The organism is Paraburkholderia sp. J94 (genome assembly GCF_905220285.1).
Classification (GTDB): domain Bacteria; phylum Pseudomonadota; class Gammaproteobacteria; order Burkholderiales; family Burkholderiaceae; genus Paraburkholderia; species Paraburkholderia tropica_A.
On the sequence record NZ_CAJMZH010000054.1, the window covers coordinates 1 to 541 of the forward strand.

The 541-nt window shown below is 65.6% G+C and carries 1 pseudogene; it reads right to left on the reverse strand.

Annotation, left to right across the window (positions count from 1 at the left end):
• Positions 1 to 541, reverse strand: a pseudogene (locus tag U4Y88_RS37610) (adhesin); the annotation flags it as partial.

A 541-nucleotide genomic window follows, 5' to 3' on the forward strand; every position in this document is an offset into this window, starting at 1 on the left:
CGCGTCGGTGCTGCTGGACGTCACTTGACCCGCCGCGACGTTCGTCACCTGACGTTCAGCGCCTGCCGCGCCCATGCTCACCACGCCGGTCGGCGTCGTGCCTGCATAGGTGAACGTCGTGCCACCGATCACGCCATTGGGCGTCGCCACAGCCGCAGCCGTGGTTGCGCCGTTGCCCAGCGCCACCGAGTTCGCCGTCGACGCATTCGCGCCGTTGCCGATCGCGATCGCGTTCGCTGCGCCAGCCGTTGCTACCGGACCAATCGCCGTCGAGTTCGTACCCGTCGCCACCGAATCGCCCAGCGACGAGTTCGTGTGGAAGTACTTGATGCCGCCGCCGTTCACGATGTTGTTCACCGTGTTCGTGACGCTCGTGACGTTGTTGTTCGTCGCGTACAGCTGCGAACCATTCACCGCATCGGTGCTCGTCGACGACAGCGTGCCAGCCGCCACGTTGCTCAGCTTCACGTTCGAGCTTGCGCCCGTGCCGCCCAGCGTCACCGAATTGTGTGCCGACGAGTCATACAGCACCGCATCGGCC